We start from the raw sequence: 18,814 nt of genomic DNA, 5'->3' as shown, positions 1-18,814 counted from the left end.
GGTCGTCTCCATGACGTGTCACCGATACTCTGGTCCCGACAACTTAACGCAGGCTTAAGCCCTGGCCCGGAATGCTGTGCGCCACCTCGGGCGTCAGGGGGCCGGGGCGGCGGCGCCCAGGAAGCGCTCCTGCCAGTAGGCGATCTCCACCGGCGAGGTCTCTACCCGGCGGCCGCGGCCGGGGGCGTGGATCATCTGCCCGTCGCCGCGGTAGATGCCCACGTGGCTGGCCTTGCCACCCCCGCTGGTATCGAAGAACAGCAGGTCGCCGGGGCGGGCGCGATCCACTTCCGGCAGGGCCCGGAACTGGTCATCGGCGGTGCGCGGCACTGGGATACCGGCGGCCTGGTAGGCCAGTTGCACCAGCCCCGAGCAGTCGACGCCCGAGGGCGTGTTGCCACCGAAGCGGTAGGGCGTGCCCAGGGCGCGCTCGGCGGCAGCCAGGATCAGCACGCGGTCGATGGTTAGGCCCTCGTGGGGTGGCGGGTCCTCCACCGCCAGCTCCTTGCCGGCACAGCCGGCGAGCAGGGTGAGGGCGACCATCAGCAGCCACACCCGCCAGAGATCACGAACTGGCATGCGAATCGCTCCTTGCAGTGGATATCCCCCTACATTAGCGCTGGCCGCCACTGGTGGGGAAGCCATGGGGGAAAGGCCGCGGGAAGCGCCTGGAAAAGTGCCACCATCATCCCCATATCCGAGCGTACATCCACGCATCACAAGGAGTCACCATGAGCTTCCAGGGTGAGCAGCATCCCGGCGTAGAGGCCCCCACCGCCGAGTCCCAGGGCTTCCGCCTCAACCACACCATGCTGCGGGTCAAAGATCCCGAGAAGGCCCTGGCCTTCTACTCGCGGGTGTTCGGCATGTCGGTGGTGCGCCGCCTCGACTTCGAGGAGATGCAGTTCTCGCTCTACTTCCTGGCCCGGCTGGAGCAGGGCGATGACGTACCGGAGGACGCCGGCCAGCGCACCGTCTGGACCTTCAGCCAGAAGGGCCTGTTGGAGCTGACCCACAACTGGGGCACCGAGAACCAGACCGACTTCGCCTATCACGACGGCAATGCCGAGCCCCAGGGCTTCGGCCATATCTGCTTCAGCGTGCCGGATCTCGACGCCGCCGAGGCGTGGTTCGACGCCAACGACGTCGAGTTCGTCAAGCGCGCCGATCAGGGCAAGATGAAGGACGTGGTGTTCGTGAAGGACGCCGACGGCTACTGGATCGAGGTGGTCCAGGCCGATCGCCTCGCCGCCATGGGCGACTGAGGACGTGCCACTGACCAGGTGCCGCCTGCGGGCGGCGTTTTTGCCATCCTCTTCGACGGGCGATAAGGTCATGCCCGAATCCATGCATGGCATGACCTGCCAAGGAGACCCGATGAACCTGTCCCGTCGTCCCCTTACCCTGGCGCTGGCCGGCGCCCTGCTGGCTGCCCCTCTGACCTGGAGCAGCGTGGTCCTCGCCGAGGAGCCGGCCCAGGTGCGCTTCTCCGTGCCAGCCTGGCCGGGCGTCACCGTCAAGACCGCCCTGGCTGCCCGGCTGCTCGAGACGCTGGGCTATGAGGTGAGCCAGGAGGAGCTCGGTTCCACCATTACCTACGAGGCCCTCACCCAGGGCGAGCTGGACGCCTTCCTTGCCGCCTGGCTGCCGGGCCAGCAGGGCATGTACGAGACCACCATGGAGAAGGACGTGCTGGTCGACCTGGGCAACAACGTCGACGGCGCTCGCCTGGGCTTCGCGGTGCCCACCTATGTCCATGAGGCCGGCGTGACCTCCGCCGAGGACCTCGACCGCGAGGAGTTCGCCGAGAAGCTGGAGCGCACCATCTACTCCATCGAGGTAGGCTCCGGCATGAGCGAGATCCTCAACGGGGCGGTGGACGACGACACCTACGGCCTCGGCGACTGGAACCTCTCCGAGACATCCACGCCGGGCATGCTCAGCGCAGTGGACTCGGCGCTGGACCGCGAGGAGTGGATCGTCTTCGCTGGCTGGACGCCGCACTGGATGAACATCGAATACGACGTCAGGTACCTGGAGGATCCCGAGGACATGTGGGGGCCGGACCAGGGGCGTAGCGACGTCAAGACGCTGGTGACCACGGACTTCTCCGAGTCCAATCCCAACGCTACCCGGCTGCTCGACCAGCTGGTTTTCAGTGCCGACGACCAGAGCGCCATGATCCTCGGCTTCAGCTACGAGGAGCGCGAGCCCGAGGAGGTCGCCCTGCAGTGGCTGCGCGACAACCCCGAGCGGGTCGAGGCCTTCCTCGAGGGCGTGACCACCCGCGACGGCGAGCCGGCCTGGCCGGTGGTGCAGCAGGCGCTGGACATTCCCGACGCCTGATTCCGTGACATGGGTACGCAACGAGACGAGGCCGCCCCGGCAACGGGGCGGCCTCGTGCTTTCAGAGGAGTGTCGGCGGCGTCAGTCGAAGGCGTAGATGTCCATGGCCAGCACGCCGTGCTCCACGCTGTGGTGCAGGCGCCGGCCCGGCCCGCCGGCACCCAGTGCCACCAGTAGCGGCTGGAAGTGCTCCGGCGTGGGGTGGTTCTCGCGGGCCTTGGGGCCCTGCTCCCAGGCCCGCAGCGCCTCGCGGTCGTCCGCCACCAGGCGCGCCTCGACCCAGTCGGCGAACTCGCCGACCCAGGGCGGCATCTCGGCGTCCAGCGGCAGCATCTCGTAGAGGTTGTGGGTCAGGCTGCCGGAGCCGATCACCAGGATATCCTCCTCGCGTAGTGCCTGGAGCCTCTCGCCCAGGGCCAGCAGCTCGGCGTTGGACCACTGCATCGGCAGCGACAGCGAGACCACCGGCACCTCGGCGGTGGGAAACATCAGCGACAGCGGCACCCAGGCGCCGTGATCCAGGCCGCGTTCGGTGGGCACGGCGTTGAGCTCCCTGGCCAGGCGCCTGGCCAGTTCGGGCTCGCCGGGGGCCGGGTACTGCACCTCGAAGAGCTCGCGGGGGAAACCGCCGAAGTCGTGGATGGTCTCGGGGCGCTCGCTGGTGCTGACCAGCAGCTGGTGGCTGGCCCAGTGGGCCGACACCACCACCACGGCGCGGGGGCGGTAGTCGCGGCCCAGGTCGCGCAGGAAGGCGTGGGCCGGGGTCTCGGTCAGGGCCAGCATCGGCGAGCCGTGGGAGATGAACAGGCTAGGCAGCATGGCAAGCTCCAGGGCGTGGGAATGCCCTCAGGGTAGCGCGTCGGGCCGGCTATCTCGATAGCAGGCTTATAGGATTATCGTCCATCAATAGCCGGTCATCTCCAGATAGCCCACCCCCAGCCGTTCGCCGCCATCATGGTCGCGGGCCACCACCTCGCCCTCCCAGTAGGGCACCGTGGTGTCCATCCAGCGCTCGGCGTGGGGCGCCTCGACGATCATGTCGAGATTCTCCCCGGGCACTTCCAGTCGCCAGCGGGTGGGCACCTCGCGCCCGGCCACCGGAGAGGTGGCCAGCGGGGCCATTGTCAGCTCCTGCGAGGCCAGCGGGCGAGTGGTGCCGTCCGGCGCGATCCAGCTGCCGGAGCGGTAGTCGCCGCCGTCGTCGCCACCGCCGCGCAGGCGGAAGGCCATCAGCCGGCGGCCGTCGTCCAGGTGCAGCGAGAACCAGTCCCAGCCCGCCTGGTCGGGGCTCAGCAGCTGACTGCTCCACTCACGGTCGAGCCAGCCCCGGCCGCTGACCGTGTGGGTCTCGCCGGCCAGGGTGACCTCGCCCTCGATGCGCCAGAAGGGCTGGCTGTAGTAGTGCGAGCCCTGGCCGTCGGCGGCCTTCTGGCTGAATCCGTCACGGCCATGCAGGACCAGCGGCCCCTCGGCGGTGAGCGTGAGTTGGTAGCCGAGGCGCGCCTTTCCCTCTCCATCGCCCTCGAAGGCGGTGAGGGTGAGCCGCTCGAAGGTGTCGGCACCGGGCTCGGTTACCTCGCTTTCCAGTACCCAGTCGTCGAGCCAGGCGCGGAAGGGGGAAGCCACCGCACCGGCCTGGCCATCCGTCTGTTGGGAAGGCGCCGCCGAATGGCTGCGGGCGAAGCGCTCCGCCACGCCGTGCTGTGCGCCCCTGGAGACCGCCATATGTGCCATCCACAGCTGGTCGGCGGCCCAGGGCGTGGGCTCGGGGCGCTCCTCCGGTGGCGTCGTTTCCGATGACAAGAGCGCCTGGCGGAACAGGGTCCACTGCAGGCCCAGCGGCTCGCCCTGCTCATCCTTCAGGTTGGCGGTGAGGTACCACCACTCGATGCGGTAGTCGGGGTGGGCGCCGTGATCCTCGGGGAAACTCAGCGTGGTGTCCGGGCCGGCCTGCACGAAGCCGGCGGTGCTCTCGCCGAGCCCGGCGAAGCCGGCACCCGAGCGCTCGGGCGGGGTCTCGTCGCAGCCGGCGAGGGCTACAAATGCGCCCAGCAGGGCGGCCGGCAACAGGGCCCGCAACGGGACGGCATGCTTGATCACTCGTGGCATCATCCTGTCTCCTCGGCCAGCAACGCCCGGGGCGGAGTGCGCCACAGGCGCAACGCCGGCAGTGCCGCGGCGGCAAGCGCCACCGCCACGGCCGTTCCCAGGGTCAGCGCGATCTCCCCCGGGAAGAGGTGCAGCGGCAGCCGCCAGCCGAAGGCCGCCACGTTGATCACCGCCACCAGGCCCCAGGTGATGGCGATGCCCAGCGGCACGGCGACCAGGCCCACCGCCAGCGCCGCTCCGCCCAGCTGGGCCAGCTGGACGCCCAACAGCCGGCCTCTCGGTACCCCCAGGGCCCACATCGGTGCCAGCCGGCGGCGGCGCTCCCGGGCCTGGGCCAGCAGGCTGGCCAGCAGCGCCAGCGCCGCCACCGCCAGGGTCAGGGCGTTGAGCGCCCGGGTGATGGTGAAGGTGCGCTCGAAGATGCCGGTGGCGATGCGCTTGACCTCGCCCTGATCACGCAGGGCGTCGCGGCCCAGGGCGAATTCGCTGCCCAGCGCCGCGCCCAGGGCCTCGCCGTCGGCCCCCGGGGCCAGCACGATGCCGATGGAGTCCGGTGGTGCCGAGAAGCGCCTGCCCAGCTCGGTAGCGGCCATCAGCACCTCGCCGCGAGGGTTGCCGTAGTCGGGATAGATCGCCGCCACGGCGAGCGCCTCCCCGCCGCCCGGCGTGGCCAGGGTCAGGCGATCGCCCGGGGCGATGCCCTCGGCGACGGCCAGCTGCTCGTTGATAAAGGCCCCGCCCTCCCCGAGGGCGCGCCAGGCCTCCTCCCGCCCGGCGTCAGTCTCCAGCAGCGGCCAAGTCGGTGTCAGCCGCTCGCCCGGGGTCAGGCCGAACAGCGACACCGGACGGGCCAGCGGGCGCGAGGCCCCCGCGGCATCCACCGCCAGCAGGGTGCTCTCGCCGTGGCGGGTGACCATCAGTTCGGCCACCTCCGGGCGCTCGCCCAGCCAGGTGTGGACCGCCGCGAAGCGCTCCGCCGGGGGATCCAGGTAGAGGTCGGCCACCAGCCGCTGGTCGAGCCAGTCCAGGAAGGTCAGGCGGAAGCCGCCGACCATGCTGTTGACCCCCAGGCTCGCCGAGAGCGCGATCAGCAGCGCCATCAGCGCAAGCGACAGGCGCGGCAGCTGCAGCTCGAGGTCGGCCAGTGCCCACTGGGCCAGCGGGCGGCGCCGGGCCAGCCGGCCAAGCCCCGCCAGGGCCGCCGCCAGCAGTGGCGGCAGCCACAGCGCACCCACCAGCAGCAGCGCCGCCATCAGCACGAAGCCCGCCGCCAGCCCCTCGCCGGCGGGCTGGCGCGACAGCCACGCCCACAGCGCCAGGCCCAGGGCCGCGACTGCCGCGCCGGCCAGCGACATGCGCCCGAGCTGGCGCTGGTAGCCGCTGCGCCACGCCTGGGCGCGGCCCAGGTCGAGCACCGACAGGCGCGCGGCCCGCCACAGCACCCCGGCGCCGGCCAGCAGCAGCCCACCCAGTGTCACCGCCAGGCCGCCGACCCAGTAGTGCCAGGGCAGGCGCAGCTCCACGCCGACCCCGGCGCCATAGAGGCTGCCCAGGGTGGCGGCCACGTCGGGCAGCAACGCCCGGGCCAGCCACACCCCACCGGCGATCCCGGCCAGGGCGCCGATGCTGCCGAGCAGCACCAGCTCCAGGGCCAGGCCAGCCACCAGGGCGCGACCGGAGACCCCGATAGCGCGCAGCGTGCGCAGCATCGCCAGACGCTGCTCCAGGGCCAGGCCCAGCGCCGCCTGGACGATGAACAGCCCCACGATCAGCGCCAGCAGGGCGAGTGCCGTGAGGTTGAGGTGGAAGCTCTGGGTCAGCTGGCCCGGCGAGACCAGGGTGGTGGCGCGGGTCAGCGCCAGCCCCGGCGGCGCCTCCGCCAGGGCTCCCGGCGCGGTGACCAGGCGGCTGATGCGCTCCCCGGCATCGAGCAGCGCCGCGGCCGCGGCGATATCCATCACCAGGGTCTGCGGCGGCAGCGCGGGTGCCAGGGTCAAGGGCGGTAACCGACCCGCGGCCAGGCGCGGGCTCGCCCCCCGGGCCGCCTCGGCATCGAGACCCAGGGCGGGCAGGGTGTCCGGGGCGAGGCGGGTCTGCCAGGGCGGCGCGAGGAAGCCGGTAAGCTCCTGGGTGCTGCCGGCGGTGGCGAAGGCGCTGTCCCCAGGCAGGGTGAGCGGGTCGATGCCGATCAGCGTCAGCCGCGTGCCGTCGGACGCGGTGAGCTCGCCCTCCAGCAGTGGCGAGACCGGCACTCCCTGGCGGCGCAGGGTGAGGAAGTCGTCGCGCGTCAGGGGTTTGCCGTCGAGGCGCTCCAGGCGGTCCAGCCCGGTGGTGAAAAGCGCCTCGGCGCGGGCATAGCTCTCCTTCGCCGAGGCGTTGATCGCCTGGACGCCGCTCCACAGGGCGCTGGCCACCCACAGGCCCAGCAGCAGCATGGCCAGCTGGCCGGGGTGGCGGCGATAGTGGGAGAGCAGGGTGGTCAGCAGCGTGACGAGCTGGGTGGCCATCACGATGACGCCTCCTCCTCGGCCTTGTCAGCCGAGATCAGCCGGGCGCGGGAGAGCACCAGGCGGCGATCCAGCGGCGCGGCGATGCGCGGACTATGGGTCACCATCAGCAGCGCACAGCCGGTCTCGTGGACCAGCGAGAGCAGCAATTCCAGTACCTCGCCGGCGGTGGCCTCGTCCAGGTTGCCGGTGGGTTCGTCGGCCAGCAGCAGCGGCGGACGCGGCGCCAGGGCACGGCCGATGGCCAGGCGCTGCTGCTGGCCACCGGAGAGCTGCTCGGGGTAGCGGCCCTCGAGTCCCGCCAGGCCCAGCCGTGCGATCAGCTCGGCCGACCAGGCGCTATCCTCGCGGCCGGCCAGGCGCGCCTGCAGGCGCAGGTTGTCGAGTACCGTGAGGCTGGGTACCAGGTGGAACTGCTGGAACACCAGGCCCAGCGACTCCCGGCGCAGGCGTGCCCGCTCGGCCTCGGCGAGGGTGGAGATCGCCTGGCCCCCCAGGCGCACCTCGCCGGCATCCGGCAGGTCGAGCCCCGCGGCCAGGTGCAGCAGGGTCGACTTGCCGCTGCCCGACTCCCCCATCAGCGCCAGGCTCCGACCTGCCTCCAGCGTCAGGTCGACGCCGTCCAGCACCGTCAGTGGCCCCTGGGGAGTGGCGTGAGCCTTGTGGACCTCGCGAAACTCGAGCATGGCGGCCTCCCTGGCGCTGGAATGGGCTGACACGGGTCAGGCCGGAATGGTGGCACAGAACGCCGGCCAGCCACAGGCGACGGAGGGAGGAGTGTCGGCGACACCGCGATCGGGTATAACCGGTGGCACTCAGGGGCCAGGCGACGCGGGGAGGCGAAGAGCATGACGGTGACGGTGTCGCGGCATTTCGTCGGTGAGCTGTTCCAGGGCGTGCCCGGGATGGCGGCCGAGCGCGCCAGCCTGCTGCGCCGCGCCGGCATCTCGCCGGGGCTGCTGGAGTCGCCCCATGGCCGGGTCACCGTGGAGCAGTTCGCCACCCTCTACCGGTTGCTGGTCAACGCCTGCGACGACGAGACACCGGGCTTCTTCGCCCGTCCGCTGCGCGGCGGCACCCTCAAGCTGCTCTGCCTGAGCCTGCTCGAGGCGCCGACCCTCAAGGTGGCACTGCACCGCTATCGACTGTTCTTCCGTATCCTGCTCGACGACTTCGGCTACGAGGTCAGCCATGGCGATGACCTGGTGCGTATCGGCCTGGTGGAGCACCGGCCACCCGCGGGCAGTCGCATCCTGGTGCACGAGCTGATGCTCAAGCTGCTCCACGGCATCGCCTCTTGGATGATCGCCCGCAAGATTCCACCGATCACCCTGGAGTGCGCCTACCCGCAGCCCGAGCACAGCGCCGACTACCGCTATTTCTATCCCGGGCGGCTGCTGTTCGACCGACCCCAGACCGCCATCTACTTCGACGTGGCGGTGCTCGACGAGCCGATCCGCCAGACCAAGCGACACCTGGGCGCCTTCCTGAAGCGCGCCCCGGCGGACTGGTTCTACGTCTCCTTCGAGGAGCGCCTGCTCTCCCACCGCGTGCGCGAGCACCTCACCCGCCACGGCGCCTATGCCGCCGGGGTGGTGGAGGTGGCCGCGGCGCTGCACATGTCGGTGCGTACCCTGTCGCGGCGCCTCGCCGCGGAAGGCACCCGCTTCCAGGCGGTCAAGGACGAGTGCCGCCGGGATGTCGCCGTCCAGGCCCTGACCCGCAGTGACCAGCCCCTGGCGGGCATCGCCGAGGGGCTCGGCTTCGAGGACCAGGCCTGCTTCAGCCGTGCCTTCCGCGCCTGGACCGGGGATACGCCAGCCGCCTATCGGCGGGGGAGCCTGACCTATACCTCCTGACGGATGCGCTTCTTGTCCAGCTTGCCCACGCTGGTCTTGGGGATCTCGTCGACGAAGCGGATGGAGGAGGGCAGCGCCCAGCGGTTGATGCGCCCCTCGCTGACGAACCGCTTCAGGAAGGCCAGCACCTCGTCGCTTGCCGGTGGGGCGTTGAGGTCCTTGGGCACCACCAGGGCGGCGGGACGTTCGCCCCATTGCTCGTCGGGCACGCCGATCACCGCCACCTCGGCCACTCCGGGGCACTGGGCGATCAGGTTCTCCAGCTCCAGCGAGGAGACCCATTCGCCGCCGGTCTTGATCACGTCCTTGATGCGGTCGCGGATCTGCAGGAAACCGCGCTCGTCGAGGGTGGCCACGTCGCCGGTATGCAGCCAGCCGTCGCGCCACAGCTCCTCGCTGCGGGTGGTCTCCTTGTAGTAGGCCTGGGTGAGCCAGGGGGCGCGGACGCGCACCTCGCCGACGCTCTCGCCATCGTTGGGCAGCGGCGTGCCGCTCTCGTCCACCACCTGCAGTTGCACCAGGGGGATCGGCAGGCCGGCCTTGCAGCGCCAGGGCAGCTGGGTCTCGAAGTCGGCCTCGGCGATATCCCGGGGCAGCACGTCGGCGGTGAGCAGTGGGCAGGTCTCGGACATGCCGTAGGCGCTGCGGGTATCGATGCCCAGCTCATGGGCGCGGCGCGCCAGCGCCTGGGTCAGCGGGCTGCCGCCGATCAGCAGCTTCCAGCCGGCGAGGTCGACCCGGCCCGAGGCGATGGGCTCGGCGTTCAGCACCATCCCCAGCAGGGTGGGCACGCAGTGGGAGAAGTCCACCCGCTCGTCGACCAGCAGCCTGACCAGCATCTCGGGCTCGTAGCGTCCCGGGTAGACCTGGGTCGCGCCGAGCAGGGTGGCGGTATAGGGCACGCCCCACGCATGCACGTGGAACATCGGCGTGATCGGCATGTAGACCTTGTCGCGATTGAGCAGCTCGACCCCCGGCGCCTGCAGCGTGCTGGCCTCGGTCAGGGTGTGCAGCACCAGCTGGCGATGGGTGAAGTAGACCCCCTTGGGATTGCCGGTGGTGCCGGTGGTATAGAAGAGCGTGGCCACCGCGTTCTCGTCGAAGGTGGGGAAGTCGTAGTGGCGGGACTGGTCGGCCAGCAGCGACTCGTACTCACCCACCAGCGGCAGGGCACTGTCCACCTCGGCCGCTTCCTCCTGGCAGAGCAGATAGCCGCGAATGCGCGGCAGCCGCTCGTGTAGCCCCTCCAGCAGCGGCACGAAGTCCTGGTGCACCAGCACGAAGTCATCCTCGGCGTGCTCCATGGTGTAGTGGATCTGCTCCGGGGAGAGGCGCACGTTCACGGTGTGCAGCACCGCTCCCAGCATGGGGATGGCGAAGAAGGCCTCCAGATAGCGGTGGCTGTCCCAGTCGAGCACCGCCACCACGTCGCCGGCGCGGACCCCCTGGGCGGTGAGCAGGTGAGCGAGCTGGTGCACCCGCTCCCGGAAGCGGCGGTAGTCGTGGCGACCCAGGTCGCGGTAGACGATCTGGTTGTCACCGGCCATGCGTACGCCGCTCTCCAGCAGGTCGCCGATCAGCAGCGGCGGGTTGGTCGCGGAGGGCGTGGACGGCAGGATCTTGGGTGTGACGGTTGTCATGGTGATGTCTCCTGGAAGATCCGGATCAGCAGCGCTCGATCAGCAGGGCGATGCCCTGGCCGCCGCCTATGCACAGGGTGATCAGGCCGTAGCGGCCGCCGGTACGTTCGAGTTCGGCCAGCGCCTTGATCACCAGGATGGCGCCGGTGGCGCCCACCGGGTGGCCGAGGCCCACGGCGCCGCCGTTGGGATTGAGCTTGTCGGCCGGGAACGCCAGTTCCTCGGCGACCGCCATGGCCTGGGCGGCGAAGGCCTCGTTGGACTCGATGACATCGATATCGCCGATGGTCAGGCCGGCCTGCTCCAGGCAGCGGCGTACCGCGGGAATCGGACCCAGCCCCATCAGGTGCGGCTCGACCCCGGCGGCGGTGCCGGTGATCAGCCGTGCCCGGGGCGTCAGGCCGCGGCGCTCGGCCTCCTCGGCGCTGGCCAGCACCAGGCTGGCCGCCCCGTCGTTGAGGCCCGAGGCGTTGCCGGCGGTGACCAGCCCCTCCTTCTGGAAGGCCGGCCTGAGCCGGGCCAGGTCCTCCATGGTGACGCCGTCGCGCACGTGCTCATCGCGGTCGAAGACGCGCTCCTGGCGGCCCTTGCGCACCGTGACCGGCACGATCTGCTCCGCGAAGCGCCCCTCGGCGATGGCCCGGGCCGCCTTGTGGTGGCTCTCCATGGCGAAGCGGTCCACCGCCTCGCGGCTGAGGCCGTAGCGGGCGGCGATATTCTCGGCGGTACAGCCCATGTGGCCGCTGCCGAAGGGGTCGCTGAGGATGCCCAGGGTCAGGTCGGTGACGCTGGCGTGGCCCATGCGCAGGCCGTTGCGCGCCTGGGGCGGCAGCAGGTAGGCGCCGCGGCTCATGGACTCGGCACCACCGGCGAGGGCCAGGCGGCTGTCGCCCAGGGCGATCTGCTGGGCGGCGGAGAGCAGGGCCTGCACCCCGGAGCCGCACAGGCGGTTGACGTTGAAGGCGCCGGCCTCGTCGGGGACCCCGGCCTCCCGGGCGATATGCCGGGCCAGGTAGGCGTCCTCCGGGCCGGTGGTGATGATATGGCCGTAGACGGCGTGGTCGATGGCCGCGGCCTCGACGCCGGCACGTGCGAGTGCCTCGCGGGCGGTGACGGTGCCGAGTTCATGGGGGGCGAGGCCCGAGAGGCTGCCGCCGAAGCCGCCGATGGCGGTGCGGGCTCCCCCCAGGATGACGACGGAATCAAGGTGCATGGGAATTCTCCAGTGTCAGGCCTTGCCCAGCAGCGAGCGGGCAACGACCTCCTTCATGATCTCGGAGGTGCCGGCGTAGATGGTCTGTACCCGGGCATCCAGATAGAAACGCGAGATGGGGTATTCGCGGGTGTAGCCGTAGCCGCCGAACAGCTGCAGGCAGGTGTCGGCGGTGGCGCACTGCATCTCGGTGAGGCGCAGCTTGAGGATGGCGGCCTCGGTGGGCCCCATTTCGCCTTGTCGATACTGCGCCATGCACTTCTCCAGATAGGCGCGGCCCATCTCGATGTTGGCCTGCACCTCGGCCAGGGTGAAGCGGGTGTTCTGGAAGTCGCCCACCCGCTGGCCGAAGGCGCGGCGCTCCTGGACGTACGCGAGGGTGAGCTCCAGGGCCCCCTGCATGGCGCCCAGGGCCTGGGCGCCGACACCCAGGCGCTCCCGGGGCAGCTCCTGCATCAGGTAGGCGAAGCCGCGGCCCTCCTCGCCGAGCAGGGCATCCTCCGGCAGCTCGATGCCGTCGAAGAACAGCTCGGCGGTGTCGCTGGCGTGCTGGCCGATCTTCTTGATCGGCTGGCCGCGGGAGAAACCGGGGAGGGTGGTGTCGACCAGGAACAGCGAGACCCCCCGGGCGCCGGCTTCCGGGTCAGTCTTGGCGCAGACGATCACCAGGTCGGCCACCTGGCCGTTGGTGATGAAGATCTTGCCGCCATCCAGCCGCCAGCCGCTCTCGGTGCGCCGGGCGCGGCTCTTCATGCCGGCCAGGTCGCTGCCGGCGCCGGGCTCGGTCATGGCGATGGCGCCGATGACCTCGCCGCTGGCCATGGCCGGCAGCCAGCGCTGCTGTTGCGCCGGGGTGGCGATATGCAGCAGGTAGGGCATGACGATATTGGCGTGGATGTTGTAGGCGCTGGCCAGGCCGCCGAAGCCACGCCGCGAGATCTCCTCGATGACCAGCTGGGTGATGGCGAAGTCGGCACCGGTGCCGCCCAGCGGCTCCGGCATGTCGATGCCCAGCAGTCCCGCCTCGCCCATGCGCCGCCAGAGCGCGCGGGGCACCTCGCCGGCCTCCTCCCAGTCGTCGTAGTGGGGGTCGACCTCCTGGTCGAGGAAGCGGCAGATCATGTCGTGGAACAGCGGGGTCAGCTCATCCCGGGGAGTGGCCTGGGTCACGCTTGAAGCTCCTTGCGCAGGTGTCGCTTGAGAATCTTGCCGGCGGTGCTCTTGGGCAGGGCATCGCTGAAATGGATCTGCTTGGGCACCTTGTAGTGCGCCATGTGCTCGCGAGCGTGCTCGATCAGTGCCGCCTCGCTGACCTCCGCTCCCTCCTTGAGCACCACCACGGCGGTGATCGCCTCGATCCACTTCTCGTCGGGAATGCCGATCACGGCCACCTCGGAGACGGCGGGGTGCTGGAACAGCACCTCTTCCACCTCGCGGCTGGCCACCACCACGCCGCCGGTGTTGATGACATCCTTGATGCGATCGACGATGAAGAGATAGCCCGCCTCGTCGAGGTAGCCCACGTCACCGGAGTGGAACCAGCCGCCCAGGAAGGCCTCCTCGGTCATCTCGGGCTTGTCCCAGTAGCCGGTGAGCAGCTGCGGTGAGCGGTGGACGATCTCGCCGTGCTCGCCCGGCGGGACGTCGTTCATCTCGGCATCGACGATGCGCGTCTCCACGGTGAGGATGGGGCGGCCCGCCGAGGCCGGCCGGGCATCGTGCTCCTCGGGCCGCAGCACCGTGGCCAGCGGGGCGATCTCGCTCTGGCCGTAGCAGTTGTATAGGCCCACGCCGGGAATGCGCCGGCGCAGCTCCTCGAGCACCGGCACCGGCATGATGGACGCGCCGTAGTAGGCCTTCTTCAGCCGGCTCAGGTCGTGGCGGTCGAACTCGGGGTGGCGCAGCAGGCCGATCCACACCGTGGGCGGGGCGAAGAAAGAGACGATGCCGTGGCGCTCGATCTGCGCCAGGCAGTCGTCGGGGGCCGGCGCCTCGCGCAGGTGCACCGTGGCCCCCAGCAGCAGGGCTGGCATCAGGAAGACGTGCATCTGGGCCGAGTGGTAGAGGGGCAGTGCGGCCAGCATCGGCTCGTCGGCCTTGATGTCGAGCTCCACCATGCAGGCCATGTACTCGGCGAGCAGCGCCTGGTGAGTCATCATCGCCGCCTTGGGCGCGGCGGTGGTGCCCGAGGTATAGAGCAGCTGGGCCAGGCTCTGGCCGTCGAGTTCCACCGCCGGCTCGGTGTCGTCGCCCTCGGCGAGGGCCGCCTTGAGAACGTCGAAGCCGTCGCTCTGGGGGGCGTGCAGGGTGCCCGAGAGCGTCAGGTCCACCGCGCTGCTGGCGGACTCCACCTTGTCGGCCAGGCTGAGGTCGCTGAGCAGGCCGCTGGCACCCGATTGCTCGAGGATATAGCTGAGCTCCTCGCTGCTCAGGGCGAAGTTGATCGGGACATGGACCAGGCCGGCCCGGGTGGCGGCCAGCCAGGCGATCACGTAGGCATCGGAGTTCTTGCCGTAGACCGCCAGGCGATCACCGGGGGTGAGGCCGGCGCCGATCAGGGCGTGGGCGACCCGGTTTACCGCGCGGTCGAGCTCGGCATAGCTCCACCGGCGATCAGCGAAGGCCAGGGCCAGGCGGCTGCCGTTCTTGCGGGCGCTGCGCGCCAGTGCCGCGCCGATGGTGTGCTGCTGGATGCGGCTCTGCATGGTCATCTCATCTCCACGAATTGTGCTGTTGTGATGGGGAGGGCGAGGGGCTCAGGTGTCACCGTTCTGGACCAGGTGGCAGTCGCTCTGGTCGAGGGGGCGGAAGGCCTCATCGGCGGGGATGGTGCGCACCAGGCGGAAGAGGTCGTCCTCGTCGACGGCTTCCTCGGGGGACTTCACCTCCACCAGGTACATGTCGTGGACCATGCGGCCGTCCTCGCGGATATAGCCGCCGCTGGCGAACATATCGTCGATCGGGGTCGCCGCCATCTGCTGGCGAACCGCCTGTGCTTCGTCGTTGCCGATGGCATCGATGGCCTGCAGGTAGTGCAGGGTGCTGGAGTAGAGGCCGGCGTGGACCTGGGTGGGCATGCTGCCGGTGCGCTCGCGGAAGCGCTCGGCCCAGGCACGCGCCTCCTCGTCGAGGTCGTAGAACCAGGCGGTGGTGAACTGCAGGCCCTGGGCGATCTCCTGTCCCAGGCTGCGAATGTCGGTGCTGAACAGCACCATGCCGGCGAGGATCTGGCCGGCCTGGGTGATACCGAACTGACCGGCGGTGCGAATCGCATTGATGGTGTCGGAGCCGGCGTTGTTCAGCGCGATCACATCGGCGCCGGAGGCCTGGGCCTGGAGCATGAACGACGAGAAATCGCTGCTGGGGAAGGGGTGGCGGGTGCTGCCGACGATGCTGCCGCCGTTCTCTTCCACCACGCGGGTCACGTCGCGCTCCAGGGCGTGGCCGAAGGAGTAGTCGGCGCTGAGCAGGTACCAGTCGGTGTTGCCCTCCTGGGTAATGGCGCTGGCGGTGCCGTTGGACATGGCCCAGGTGTCGTAGACCCAGTGGATATGGTTCGGCGAGCAGCTCTCGTTGGTCACGCCGGAGGAGACGGCGCCGTTGACCAGGCCCAGGCGATTCTCTTCCTCCAGCAGTTTGACCGAGGCGAGGGTCACCGAGGAGGCTACCAGGCCGGTGACCATGTCGACGTTGCGCTCGTCGATCCACTCGCGAACCACGCTGGAGCCCACGTCGGGGCTGTTGCGGTCATCGGCGCTGAACAGCACCACCTCGGCACCGGCCACGCTGCCGCCCATGTCCTCGATGGCCATCCGGATGGCGTCCTCGCCCAGCGGTCCGATGGGGTCGCGGTAGGCGCCAGTCATGTCGGCCAGGTAGCCGATACGGATCTCGTTGTCGGTGATCTCGGCGGTAGCGGCCTGGGAGGCGAGCAGCATGGAGGCAGCGAGAGTGCCCAAAGCAAACTGACGGGTTGGGATCATGGAGATGCCTTTGCGTTGTTGTTGTCCGTTGGTTGGCGCCACGGGAGCGCCCGGATTCATGGTAGGAGCAAAGGCGAGAGCAGGGTTGACCTATTGAGCCAGGGTGTTTGCATTTCGTGCCAAATTTGGCGGCAGATTTGCCAAGCTTGCGAACTAATAGTGCGACTTGGCGACATATACGGCCAAGGTAGTAGAGAAGCTTCCCTCAACGTAAAGAGGCGCCCGAAGGCGCCTCTTTCTCAGCATCACGTACTTGGCTCAGTGGTCGTGAGCATGCTCCTCGGCGTCGTGCTCCTGATGGCCCGGCTCGGCCAGGGCGTCGTGGAGGGTATTGGCGTTGTGGCGCATCATGCCCAGCCAGGTGCTGGCCTCGCCTTCGCTGGCCAGGGCGTCGGCGTAGAGGGTGCCGGCGATGGGCAGGCTGGTCTCCTCGGCGAGCTGCTCGAGCAGGGCGGGGCTGGTCATGTTCTCGTGGAACAGGGCGCGCACCTCCTGCTCGCGGATCACCTCGATCAGCGCGGCCATGTCGGCGGCGCTGGGGTCGGCCTCGGTGGAGAGGCCCTGGGGCGAGAGGAAGCGCAGCCCGTAGGCGTGGGCGAAGTGGCCGAAGGAGTCGTGGCCGGTGATCACGCTGGTGGCGGCGGGGATCTCGGCGAGCAGGGTACGGATCTCGGCGTCGGTGGCATCGATCTCGTTGATGTAGCGCGCCGCGTTGGCCTCGTAGGCCTCGGCGTTGTCGGGGTCGGCCTCGATCAGGCCGTCGCGGATATTGGTCACGTAGCGCTTGCCGGCATTCAGGTTCTGCCAGCCGTGGGGGTCCAGGTCGCCATGGTCGTGGCCGTCATGCTCTTCATGGTCGTCCTCGGCGGGCGCTACCTGCTCGTCGCGCATCGCGGCGAGGCCGTCGCTGGCCACCACCAGCGGGCCGGCATAGTCGCTGGCCTCTACCAGGCGCTCCATCCAGCCCTCGAACTGCAGGCCATTGAAGACCACCAGGTCGGCTTCGGCCAGGGCGCGGGCGTCGGTGGGGCGCGGCGAATAGACATGGGCGTCGCTGTCGGGACCCACCAGGGCGGTGACGGCGATATGCTCGCCACCGACGTTCTCGACCATGTCGGCGAGGATGCTGAAGCTGGCCAGCACCTGCACGCGCTCATCGGCGTGGGCGGTGGGCAGGGCAAGCAGGGCGGCCAGGCCCAGGGCGATGGAGGCGGGGATCGGTGGACGCATGAATTGGGGTCTCCGTGGGGTCAGTCGTGTTCCGGGGCGCCCAGCGGCGTGGCACGGCGGCGCAGCCGGGCGAGCAGGCTGTGGTGGCGGCCCACCAGGGCCGAGAGCAGGTAGCCGGCTCCGGCCAGCAGGATGATCGCCGGGCCCGAGGGCAGGTTGAGGTGGTAGGAGAGCAGCAGCCCGCCGCTGCTGGCCACCAGGGCCACCAGGATGGCGATGCCGATCAGCCCCTCGAGGCGCTGGCTCCAGAAGCGTGCGGTGGTGGCCGGCAGCATCATCAGTCCCACCGCCATCAGGGTGCCCAGGGTCTGGAAACCGGCGGTCAGGTTGAGCACCACCAGCCCCAGGAAGATCCCGTGGACCAGCCCCACCGGACTGCCCTGGCCGCGCAGGAACAGCGGGTCGAGACACTCCACCACCAGGGCGCGGAAGATCACCGCCAGGATCACCACGATCAGGCTGCTGATGGCGGCGATCAGCAGCAGGGCGGTGGTGTCGACCGCGAGGATCGAGCCGAACAGCACATGGGTGAGGTCGACGCTGCTGCCGCCCAGCGAGACGAGCATTACTCCCGCGGCCAGCGAGATCAGGAAGAAGCTGGCCATGGCGGAGTCCTCGCGATGGCCGGTCATCTGCGACACGCTGCCGGCGAGCACCGCCACCAGCAGCCCCGAGAGAATGCCGCCGAGGCTCATGATCGGCAGCGAGAAGCCGGCGGCCAGGAAGCCCAGCGCCACCCCGGGGAGGATGGCGTGGGCCATGGCGTCGCCGATCAGGCTCATGCCGCGCAGCATCAGGAACACCCCTAGCGGCGGGGCGGCCAGCGACAGCGCCAGGCCGGCCACCAGGGCGCGCTTCATGAAGCCGTAGTCGAGGGGGGCGAGCAGCCAGGCGTCAAGCAGTTCCAGCATCGAAGGTATCCGGGAAGGTGAGGGGCAGGCGCGGTGCGCGGGGCGGCTGCCCGGCGTAGCGGTCGAGCAGCGATTCGGGGCTCGCCCAGCGGCCGTGGCCGCCGGCCAGTATCAGCACGTCATCGGCCAGGCGCGAGAGCTGCTCCAGATCGTGGAGCACCACCACGATGGTGGCGCCGTCGCGGGCCATGTCGCGCAGCACGTCCATGAGCACATCCACCGTCTCGACGTCGACGTTGGCGAAGGGCTCGTCGAGCAGCAGCAGCTCGGCCTCCTGCATCAGGGTGCGGCCGATCAATGCGCGCTGGCGCTGGCCGCCGGAGAGCTCACCCAACTGGCGGTGGGCCAGGTGCGAGATGCCCAGCCGGGCCATGATCTCGCGGCCACGGCGGTAGTGGGCCGCGCAGTAACCCCGGGTGGCGCCGTGGCTGGGCCAGGTGCCGGTCATGATCAGCTCTTCCACGCTCATCGGGAAGGTGAGATCCAGGGCCAGCTGCTGGGGCAGCCAGGCGCGACGTTCCTTGGGCACCTGGCAGGCCACGCGGCCCGAGATCGGCCGCAGCATGCCCATGATGGCGCTGATCAGGGTGCTCTTGCCGGCGCCGTTGGCGCCCACCAGGGCGGTCACGGCACCGTCCTGGAAGCGTCCCTCGAGGTGCTCCAGCACGGTGCGCCCACCGCGGGCCAGGGTCAGGTCCTCCAGCTGCAGGCGCGACATCATGCCCCCCAGCCGGTGGCCCAGGCCACCGCCAGCCAGAGTGCCGCCAGCGGCAGCGCCGCCAGCAGCAGGCGCCGGGTCGCCGAGAGCGACATCAGCGAGAAGTGGCAGGGCCCTTCCGGGCGGTGCCGGTGTCTGCGGTGTGCCATGGGTTCCTCTGAGCGGTGTCCTGCGAAAAGCGGAATAGGTTATAACATAACAAAACGACGGCTGGCCAGCGCCTGTGGTGTTCGACGCGACAGCGTCTCGGCAAGGCGGCGGTAGCTGACGCGATGTCGGCCATCGCGGAGAATGAGGG

The 18,814-nt window shown here is 70.0% G+C and carries 17 protein-coding genes; 3 read left to right on the top strand and 14 right to left on the bottom strand.

The window, feature by feature from the left end:
• Positions 1-93 precede the first annotated feature (93 nt).
• A complete protein-coding gene (locus tag GRB96_RS07815; protein WP_161431620.1) occupies positions 94-579 on the bottom strand; it encodes a C40 family peptidase in 486 nt (161 codons plus the stop codon).
• A 152-nt stretch (positions 580-731) separates the two neighbouring features.
• Between GRB96_RS07815 and gloA the strand changes: the two genes are divergently transcribed.
• Both gloA and GRB96_RS07805 read left to right on the top strand, forming a co-directional pair.
• Positions 732-1,265, top strand: coding sequence for a lactoylglutathione lyase (gene gloA / locus GRB96_RS07810; protein ID WP_161431619.1), 534 nt, complete (start codon positions 732-734; stop codon positions 1,263-1,265).
• A 112-nt stretch (positions 1,266-1,377) separates the two neighbouring features.
• A complete protein-coding gene (locus GRB96_RS07805) occupies positions 1,378-2,346 on the top strand; it encodes an ABC transporter substrate-binding protein (protein ID WP_161431618.1) in 969 nt (322 codons plus the stop codon).
• 81 nt (positions 2,347-2,427) lie between these two features.
• On the opposite strand, the gene GRB96_RS07800 is transcribed toward GRB96_RS07805, so the two are convergent.
• The 4 genes from GRB96_RS07800 to GRB96_RS07785 form a co-directional block, all read right to left on the bottom strand.
• The gene (locus GRB96_RS07800) at positions 2,428-3,165 is read right to left on the bottom strand and encodes a dioxygenase family protein (RefSeq protein WP_161431617.1); all 738 of its coding nucleotides are present in this window, start codon (positions 3,163-3,165) and stop codon (positions 2,428-2,430) included.
• Positions 3,166-3,249: 84 nt separating this feature from the next.
• Positions 3,250-4,455 (bottom strand): lipocalin-like domain-containing protein, encoded by a 1,206-nt coding sequence (locus GRB96_RS07795; protein ID WP_161433047.1) that lies wholly within the window; start codon positions 4,453-4,455, stop codon positions 3,250-3,252.
• On the bottom strand, positions 4,455-6,962 hold the full coding sequence (locus GRB96_RS07790; RefSeq protein WP_161431616.1) for an FtsX-like permease family protein: 2,508 nt from the start codon (positions 6,960-6,962) through the stop codon (positions 4,455-4,457). Before GRB96_RS07790 ends, GRB96_RS07795 begins: the two co-directional genes overlap by 1 nt.
• Positions 6,962-7,648, bottom strand: coding sequence for an ABC transporter ATP-binding protein (locus GRB96_RS07785; RefSeq protein WP_161431615.1), 687 nt, complete (start codon positions 7,646-7,648; stop codon positions 6,962-6,964). The genes GRB96_RS07790 and GRB96_RS07785 overlap by 1 nt, the downstream gene beginning before the upstream one ends.
• A 162-nt stretch (positions 7,649-7,810) precedes the next feature.
• Here GRB96_RS07785 and GRB96_RS07780 point away from each other — a divergent pair, with 162 nt between their 5' ends.
• The gene (locus GRB96_RS07780) at positions 7,811-8,821 is read left to right on the top strand and encodes an AraC family transcriptional regulator (protein ID WP_161431614.1); all 1,011 of its coding nucleotides are present in this window, start codon (positions 7,811-7,813) and stop codon (positions 8,819-8,821) included.
• Here the strand turns inward: GRB96_RS07780 and GRB96_RS07775 are convergent.
• The 9 genes from GRB96_RS07775 to GRB96_RS15530 all read right to left on the bottom strand — a co-directional run bounded on the left by GRB96_RS07775 (position 8,809) and on the right by GRB96_RS15530 (position 18,665).
• A complete protein-coding gene (locus tag GRB96_RS07775) occupies positions 8,809-10,461 on the bottom strand; it encodes a fatty acid--CoA ligase (RefSeq protein WP_161431613.1) in 1,653 nt (550 codons plus the stop codon). The genes GRB96_RS07780 and GRB96_RS07775 overlap by 13 nt on opposite strands.
• 25 nt (positions 10,462-10,486) lie before the next feature.
• Positions 10,487-11,674 carry a beta-ketothiolase BktB gene (gene bktB, locus GRB96_RS07770; protein ID WP_161431612.1) on the bottom strand — a complete coding sequence of 396 codons (1,188 nt, stop codon included), beginning with the start codon at positions 11,672-11,674 and terminating at the stop codon, positions 10,487-10,489.
• Between the two features lie 15 nt (positions 11,675-11,689).
• Positions 11,690-12,796 carry an acyl-CoA dehydrogenase family protein gene (locus GRB96_RS07765; protein ID WP_161433046.1) on the bottom strand — a complete coding sequence of 369 codons (1,107 nt, stop codon included), beginning with the start codon at positions 12,794-12,796 and terminating at the stop codon, positions 11,690-11,692.
• Between the two features lie 44 nt (positions 12,797-12,840).
• Positions 12,841-14,385, bottom strand: a complete 1,545-nt coding sequence (locus GRB96_RS07760) for an acyl-CoA synthetase (protein ID WP_161431611.1) — start codon at positions 14,383-14,385, stop codon at positions 12,841-12,843.
• A 45-nt stretch (positions 14,386-14,430) separates the two neighbouring features.
• The gene (locus GRB96_RS07755; protein ID WP_031217797.1) at positions 14,431-15,657 is read right to left on the bottom strand and encodes an ABC transporter substrate-binding protein; all 1,227 of its coding nucleotides are present in this window, start codon (positions 15,655-15,657) and stop codon (positions 14,431-14,433) included.
• A gap of 258 nt (positions 15,658-15,915) precedes the next feature.
• Positions 15,916-16,887 (bottom strand): metal ABC transporter solute-binding protein, Zn/Mn family, encoded by a 972-nt coding sequence (locus GRB96_RS07750; protein WP_161431610.1) that lies wholly within the window; start codon positions 16,885-16,887, stop codon positions 15,916-15,918.
• 20 nt (positions 16,888-16,907) lie between these two features.
• A complete protein-coding gene (locus GRB96_RS07745) occupies positions 16,908-17,798 on the bottom strand; it encodes a metal ABC transporter permease (protein ID WP_161431609.1) in 891 nt (296 codons plus the stop codon).
• Positions 17,782-18,516, bottom strand: coding sequence for a metal ABC transporter ATP-binding protein (locus tag GRB96_RS07740; RefSeq protein WP_161431608.1), 735 nt, complete (start codon positions 18,514-18,516; stop codon positions 17,782-17,784). The genes GRB96_RS07745 and GRB96_RS07740 overlap by 17 nt, the downstream gene beginning before the upstream one ends.
• Entirely contained in the window at positions 18,516-18,665 is a 150-nt protein-coding gene (locus GRB96_RS15530; protein ID WP_170293774.1) for a hypothetical protein, read from the bottom strand. Before GRB96_RS15530 ends, GRB96_RS07740 begins: the two co-directional genes overlap by 1 nt.
• Between the last annotated feature and the right edge of the window lie 149 nt (positions 18,666-18,814).

It is taken from the genome of Halomonas alimentaria (assembly GCF_009902005.1).
In the GTDB taxonomy this organism is placed as follows: domain Bacteria; phylum Pseudomonadota; class Gammaproteobacteria; order Pseudomonadales; family Halomonadaceae; genus Halomonas; species Halomonas alimentaria.
The sequence above is the reverse complement of the archived record's forward strand: the minus strand, read 5'-3'. Positions and strand labels throughout refer to the sequence as shown.

Bases quoted from the DNA above. Each gene is read 5' to 3' on its own strand.
- GRB96_RS07815 (WP_161431620.1), bottom strand. From the start codon at position 579: ATGCCAGTTCGTGATCTCTGGCGGGTGTGGCTGCTGATGGTCGCCCTC.
- gloA (WP_161431619.1), top strand. From the start codon at position 732: ATGAGCTTCCAGGGTGAGCAGCATCCCGGCGTAGAGGCCCCCACCGCC.
- GRB96_RS07805 (WP_161431618.1), top strand. From the start codon at position 1,378: ATGAACCTGTCCCGTCGTCCCCTTACCCTGGCGCTGGCCGGCGCCCTG.
- GRB96_RS07800 (WP_161431617.1), bottom strand. From the start codon at position 3,165: ATGCTGCCTAGCCTGTTCATCTCCCACGGCTCGCCGATGCTGGCCCTG.
- GRB96_RS07795 (WP_161433047.1), bottom strand. From the start codon at position 4,455: ATGCCACGAGTGATCAAGCATGCCGTCCCGTTGCGGGCCCTGTTGCCG.
- GRB96_RS07790 (WP_161431616.1), bottom strand. From the start codon at position 6,962: ATGGCCACCCAGCTCGTCACGCTGCTGACCACCCTGCTCTCCCACTAT.
- GRB96_RS07785 (WP_161431615.1), bottom strand. From the start codon at position 7,648: ATGCTCGAGTTTCGCGAGGTCCACAAGGCTCACGCCACTCCCCAGGGG.
- GRB96_RS07780 (WP_161431614.1), top strand. From the start codon at position 7,811: ATGACGGTGACGGTGTCGCGGCATTTCGTCGGTGAGCTGTTCCAGGGC.
- GRB96_RS07775 (WP_161431613.1), bottom strand. From the start codon at position 10,461: ATGACAACCGTCACACCCAAGATCCTGCCGTCCACGCCCTCCGCGACC.
- bktB (WP_161431612.1), bottom strand. From the start codon at position 11,674: ATGCACCTTGATTCCGTCGTCATCCTGGGGGGAGCCCGCACCGCCATC.
- GRB96_RS07765 (WP_161433046.1), bottom strand. From the start codon at position 12,796: ATGATCTGCCGCTTCCTCGACCAGGAGGTCGACCCCCACTACGACGAC.
- GRB96_RS07760 (WP_161431611.1), bottom strand. From the start codon at position 14,385: ATGACCATGCAGAGCCGCATCCAGCAGCACACCATCGGCGCGGCACTG.
- GRB96_RS07755 (WP_031217797.1), bottom strand. From the start codon at position 15,657: ATGATCCCAACCCGTCAGTTTGCTTTGGGCACTCTCGCTGCCTCCATG.
- GRB96_RS07750 (WP_161431610.1), bottom strand. From the start codon at position 16,887: ATGCGTCCACCGATCCCCGCCTCCATCGCCCTGGGCCTGGCCGCCCTG.
- GRB96_RS07745 (WP_161431609.1), bottom strand. From the start codon at position 17,798: ATGCTGGAACTGCTTGACGCCTGGCTGCTCGCCCCCCTCGACTACGGC.
- GRB96_RS07740 (WP_161431608.1), bottom strand. From the start codon at position 18,516: ATGTCGCGCCTGCAGCTGGAGGACCTGACCCTGGCCCGCGGTGGGCGC.
- GRB96_RS15530 (WP_170293774.1), bottom strand. From the start codon at position 18,665: ATGGCACACCGCAGACACCGGCACCGCCCGGAAGGGCCCTGCCACTTC.